The sequence below is a fragment of the Pseudomonas sp. DP-17 genome (genome assembly GCF_022380625.1).
Taxonomy (GTDB): domain Bacteria; phylum Pseudomonadota; class Gammaproteobacteria; order Pseudomonadales; family Pseudomonadaceae; genus Pseudomonas; species Pseudomonas nitroreducens_A.
Genome location: NZ_JAKSXG010000005.1, coordinates 1 through 5,767 on the forward strand (window position 1 = coordinate 1; position 5,767 = coordinate 5,767).

Consider the following 5,767-nt stretch of genomic DNA (forward strand, 5'->3'; position numbering starts at 1 on the left):
GGGGGGGGGGGGGGGCCCCCGCCCGGGGGGGGGGGGGGCGGGGTGCGCGCGCCCCCCCCCCCCGCGATTCTGTTTGGGCGCCGGCCCTGATTCGTAGGGCGTATAACGCGCCAGCATTATCCGCGGACGTGGTGTTGGCGGATAACCCGTTTCGGATTATGCGCCCTACGTACAGGCGCCGGCTCTGGCTTTGGCTTTTGAGGACTTCCAGAGCAATATCCGCACGCGCCGAATGCCCCTTTCAGGAGGCCTCCTGAACGGGGCGTTCGGAGTGCGCTGACGTTTATCTGGAAGCCTTGCTAAGCCAAAGCCAAAGCCAAAGCCAAAGCCAAGCCGGAGTCAGGGCGCGCTCTTCGTAGGAGCGAGCTTGCTCGCGAACCGCACGGCACCGCCCCTTCAGGAATCGATCACTCCCCCTCCCGCCCCAGATGTTCCTTGCGCCACGCCGCCGGCGACACGCCGAACTGCACCGCGAACCACCGGGTGAACGAACTGGGCATCGAATACCCCAGCAGGTCGGCGATGCGCCCCAGCGAATAGCGCGGGTTCTCCATGTAGCGCAGCACCAGTTCGCGGCGGACTTCGTTGATCAGGTCGGAGAAGGTCACCCCGTTGTCTTCCAGTCGCCGTTGCAGGGTGCGCACGTTCAGCCCCAGCGACTGGGCGATCTGTTCGATGGTCGCGCGGCCCATGGGCAGCAGCAGGTAGATGGACTTGCGCACCTCGTTCAGCGTGCTGCCGTCGGTGGCGCCGGGCAGGGAGTCGACGAAGCTGCGCGCATGTCGCGCCATGGCCGGGTCGGCCATGGGGTTGGCGGCGTCGAGGTCGGCGGCGGGGATGACGATGCCGTTGAACTCGCTGCCGAATTCGATCTTGCAGCCGAACAGACGCCGGTGGACCTGCAGGTCCGCCGGGGCGTCGTGGCTGAAGTTGACGCTGATCGGTCGCCAGTGCGGGCCGAGGAGGGCGGCGCAGAGGCGGTAGAGCGTGCCCAGGGCCAGCTCCAGGCCCTGGCGCATGGGCATCGGCGGCACGGTGAGGAGCTCCTCGCGCAGGATCGCCATCTTGCCTTCCTGGTCCACGTACAGCGCCAGGGATTCGTTGAGCAGGTGGCGGTAGCGAATGATGGTGTCCATCGCTTCGCGCAGGGTGGCCTGGTGCGACAGCAGCAGGCTGATCACGCCGAAGTCGGCGAGCTGGCGTGATTCGGCCATGCGCAGGCCGAAGGTCTCGCTGCCGCTGATACGCGCCGAGTCCTCCAGCAGGGTCACCGCCGTGGCAACGGGGATGCGCTGCTCAGGGTGCTCGAGCATGGATTGGGAGAGGCCCACCGCACTCAGTTGCTGCTGCGGGTTGAGGCCCAGGTGCCGGGCCACTTCCAGGTAGTTGGTCAGGGCCGCAATGCGAACCATTGGAGTCATGCCGATCGCCTTCTTGTTCTTGTGGTTGCTGCGTGCCGGCGGGGTCCGGGGACGCCGACGGCCGAGCGCACGCTGGCTGGGTCGATGACAGCAGATTCTATCGGCAGCTGTAACCAAGCGTGTACGAAGTTTCGCAGTTCGGCCAGTGCCTGCGGCGCTCTGGAGTGCGCCGTACGTCCCGTGGTGCAAGCCATGCAGCCTTGCGGCGAGGCGTCAGGCGGGGCAGGGCCTGTCATCAAATGCGAAGTGCCTGACGCTCAATGCAAAGCACCTTCACCGGTGCATCTCTACTGTCTGTCCAACAAGTTCGAAATCACGGCAAAGGTGAATCGGTGAGCCATAACAAGACTTCCACCACCGTCCTCATGGTCCCCGGACTGCGCGACCACGTGGCCGAGCACTGGCAGACCCTGCTCCAGCAGCGCCTGCCCAATGTCCGCAGCGTTCCGCCGCTGACCGAGAGCAAGCTGGACCTGAATGCCCGTGTCGATGCCATCCAGCGCGAACTGGAAAGCATCGAAGGCGAGGTGATCCTGGTCGCCCACAGCGCGGGTGTACTGATGGTCGCCCACTGGGCGGCACGCTACCGCCGGCCGATCAAGGGTGCGTTGCTGGCGACGCCGCCGGATCTCGACGGCGACTGGCCGGCCCACTATCCCAAGCCGACGGTCCTGGCCGAAATGGGCTGGGCGCCGCTGCCGCTGGAGCCTCTGCCATTTCCCACGCTGGTGGCATGCAGTGACAACGACCCGCTGGCGAGCCCGGATGCCGTGCAGCGCATGGCCCGCCACTGGCGCGCCAGCCTGGTGGAACTGGGCCGTGTAGGCCATCTCAACCCCGCTTCGGGATTCGGCGACTGGCCAGAGGCCGAGGCGCTGATCCAGATGCTGGATACCTGATTCACCCAGGCGACTGATCAACCCAGCAACTCCCGGTCCCGGCGTCCGCGCCGGGGCAGGTCCCCGTGCGCCCTGGCGCAGGGGGAAGGGGCTGCGGGACGGGCCCGGAAAGCGTCCCGACCACAACAAGAAACGGAGCACACGCATGCATCATCAGAGCAACCCCCTGCAACGCTGCCTGCTGGCAACCGCTGTCGTCACCGCGATGGCCAGCCAGTCGCTGCAGGCCTTCGAGCTGGACACCGGCAACCCGGACCTGTCGATCCGCTTCGACAACACCGTCAAGCTCAGCTACGGGCAGCGGGTCGAGTCGCCCAACAGCAAGATCGCCGGCACCGCCAACACCAACGACGGCGACCGCAACTTCTCTTCCGGCACCCCGGTGACCCAGCGTTTCGACCTGCTCAGTGAACTGGACTTCGTCTACCGCGACAGCATGGGTTTCCGCCTCAGCGCCGCCGGCTGGTACGACCATGCCTACGATGATGTCGGCTCGGACAACCCGTTCCCCGGCCAGAAGGGCAACGCCGGCCACCTGGTCAGCCGCAACGGCAGCGTGATCGCCCCGCGCGGCGCACAGCCGGCCACCCACGGCCTGAGCACCTTCGCCGACCGCTACTACAACGGCCCGTCCGGCGAGCTGCTCGATGCCTTCGTCTTTGCCAGCCACCAGGTCGGCGACGACATGCAGCTCAGCGGCAAGCTCGGCCGCCACACCATCTACTGGGGCGAGACCCTGTTCAGCGCCGCCAACGGCATCAACTACGGCCAGTCGGCCCTGGACCTGGGCAAGCTGTACAACGTGCCCGGCACCGAAGCGAAAGAGCTGTTCATGCCGCGCAACCAGCTGTCCGCCTCGCTGACCGTGAACCCCGAGCTGACCCTGGCTGCGCAGTACTTCCTCGAGTTCGAGAACTCGCGCTTCCCCGAAGGCGGCACCTACATGGGCCCCTACGACATGCTCAACGACGGCGGCAACGTCTTCTGGCTGCCGCTGCCGGCACAGAACGCCTTCTATGGCGCTCCGCGCGGCCACGACCGCGAGCCGGACAACACCGGCGACTTCGGCCTGATGGCCAAGTGGAGCCCGGAATGGCTCGACGGCACCCTGGGCTTCTACTACCGCAACACCTCCGACACCCTGCCGGCGGTGCTCGTCGACGCGCCGAACCTGCACAAGCCCGGCCTCGCCGGCCTGCAGGGGATGAACTACATCACCGCGTACGCCGACGACATCGACATCTACGGCATCAGCCTGTCGAAGGAAATCGGCGGGGTGAGCGTCGGCATGGACCTGAACTACCGCGAGAACATGCCGCTGGCGAGCAACTTCGCCACGGTCAACTCCACGCTCTATGCAGCGGCCAAGCGCGGCGCGGTCAACGGCGCCAACCTGATCGGCGGGCTGCCCAGCGACGGCGACACGGGCCTTGCCCGCGGCAAGACCCTCCACGTCGTGCTCAACGGCCTGGTGACCTTCGGTGCCACCCCGTTGTGGGACGCCTCGTCCCTGGCCGTGGAAGGCACCCTGACGCACCTGGTGGACGTCACCGAAGGCCAGCAGACCTTCAAGGGCGACTCCAGCTACCACGGCGTCGACAAGGTCACCACCAACGCCTACGCCATGTCCGCCAACTTCACCCCGACCTGGTACCAGGCCTTCCCCGGCGTCGACCTGTCCATGCCCATGGCCTACAACGTCGGCCTGCACGGCAACTCCGCGGTGCAGCTGGGCGGCAACGAAGACGCCGGCAGCTACTCGGTCGGCGTGGCCGCCGACTTCCACCAGAAGTACCGCCTGGACCTGAAATACGTCGACGCCTTCGGCCCCTTCGATACCTGCGAGAGCGGCCGCGACAACAACACCCCCGGCGCCAACGGCCAGTACCAGTGCATCCCCGGCCAGATCACCTCGCAGGGCGGCCTCGCGCCCCTGCTGAAGGACCGCGGCATGGTTACCGCATCCCTGAAGGCCACCTTCTGATTTCACGTAAGGCTTCGAGCTCGAAGCAGGAGAAATACAGCATGAACTTCAAGCCCACCCTGATTGCCACCGCCCTCGGCCTGAGCCTCTGCGGTCTGGCCCAGGCCGCCGTTTCCCCGCAGGACGCCGCCCAGCTGGGCAGCACCCTGACCCTGGTCGGCGCCGAGAAGGCCGCCAGCAGCGACGGTTCGATTCCCGCCTACGCCGGCGGCCTGACTACCGCTCCGGCCGGCTTCAAGACCGGCGACAGCATGCGCCCGGACCCGTTCGCCAGCGATAAGCCGGTGCTGGTGATCGACAGCAAGAACGTCGAGCAGTACAAGAACCAGCTGAGCGCCACGACCGTGGAACTGGCCAAGCGCTATCCGAGCTTCCGCGTCGACGTCTACCCGACCCACCGCAGTGCCGCGCTGCCGGACACCGTGCTGGAGAACAGCAGGAAGAACGCCGTCACCGCCCAGTCCCTGGAAGGCGGCACCGCCATCGACAACGCGCTGCCGGGCGTGCCGTTCCCGATCCCGAAGACCGGCGCCGAGGCGATGTGGAACTTCCTGTTGCGCTACCAGGGCGTGAACATCAAGGCCAAGTACGACTCCTGGAACGTCGACGCCTCCGGCAGCGCCAACCTCGCCACCACCGGCCAGGCCTTCATCAACTACCCGGTGTACGAAGACCTCACCCAGCCGGTGAAGGGCTCCGAGGTCTATTACCAGATGAAGCTCTACTACAGCGGCCCGGCCCGCCGCGCCGGCGAGGCGATGATGCTCAAGGACGCCGCCAACCCGCTGCAGCAGCCGCGCCGCGCCTGGCAGTACCTGCCCGGCCAGCGCCGCGTGAAGCTCGCGCCGAACCTGGCCTACGACACCCCCAACCCCGGCATGGCCGGCGCCGGCACCTACGACGACGTGTTCGTCTTCAACGGTGCCCTGGACCGCTACGACTGGAAGCTGGTCGGCAAGCAGGAAATGGTCGTGCCCTACAACACCTACCGCCTGACCTACGCCAGCGACATCAAGCCGGTGGTCACGCCCAACCACCTCTCGCCCGACTACGTGCGCTGGGAAAAACACCGCGTGTGGGTCGTCGAGGGCACCCTGAAGTCCGGTGCGCGGCACATCTACGCCAAGCGCCGCTTCTACCTCGACGAAGACAGCTGGGTGGCCCTGGCCTCCGACCAGTACGACGCCCGTGGCCAGCTCTACCGCGGCTCCTTCGCCTTCCTCAGCCAGAGCTACGACAAGCGCATCCCGGACGCCACGCCGTTCATGATCTACGACCTCACCGCCGGCTCGTACAACATCAACGGCGTCGTCGGCCCGTACGGCGGCATCAGCTACATCGACCCGCTGGCCAAGACCCAGTGGTCCCCCGAGGCGCTGGCCGGTAGCGGCATTCGCTGACCACGGGCGGGGGGGGGGGGCGGGGGGGGCCCGCCGCCGCCCCCCGCCAGCCCCCACCCGCGA

At 67.1% G+C, this 5,767-nt stretch carries 4 protein-coding genes; 3 read left to right on the forward strand and 1 reads right to left on the reverse strand.

Annotation, left to right across the window (positions count from 1 at the left end; all coding sequences use genetic code 11):
- Positions 1–407: 407 nt before the first annotated feature.
- Complete coding sequence (locus MJ122_RS12135; protein WP_239744338.1) at positions 408–1,412, reverse strand: AraC family transcriptional regulator; 1,005 nt, start codon at positions 1,410–1,412, stop codon at positions 408–410.
- A 341-nt stretch (positions 1,413–1,753) separates the two neighbouring features.
- On the opposite strand from MJ122_RS12135, the gene MJ122_RS12140 reads away from it, so the two are divergent.
- The 3 genes from MJ122_RS12140 to MJ122_RS12150 all read left to right on the forward strand — a co-directional run bounded on the left by MJ122_RS12140 (position 1,754) and on the right by MJ122_RS12150 (position 5,704).
- Positions 1,754–2,320 carry an alpha/beta hydrolase gene (locus MJ122_RS12140; RefSeq protein ID WP_239744335.1) on the forward strand — a complete coding sequence of 189 codons (567 nt, stop codon included), beginning with the start codon at positions 1,754–1,756 and terminating at the stop codon, positions 2,318–2,320.
- Positions 2,321–2,465: 145 nt separating this feature from the next.
- On the forward strand, positions 2,466–4,304 hold the full coding sequence (locus MJ122_RS12145) for a DUF1302 domain-containing protein (protein ID WP_239744336.1): 1,839 nt from the start codon (positions 2,466–2,468) through the stop codon (positions 4,302–4,304).
- Positions 4,305–4,345: 41 nt separating this feature from the next.
- The gene (locus tag MJ122_RS12150; protein ID WP_239744337.1) at positions 4,346–5,704 is read left to right on the forward strand and encodes a DUF1329 domain-containing protein; all 1,359 of its coding nucleotides are present in this window, start codon (positions 4,346–4,348) and stop codon (positions 5,702–5,704) included.
- The last annotated feature ends 63 nt before the right edge of the window (positions 5,705–5,767 follow it).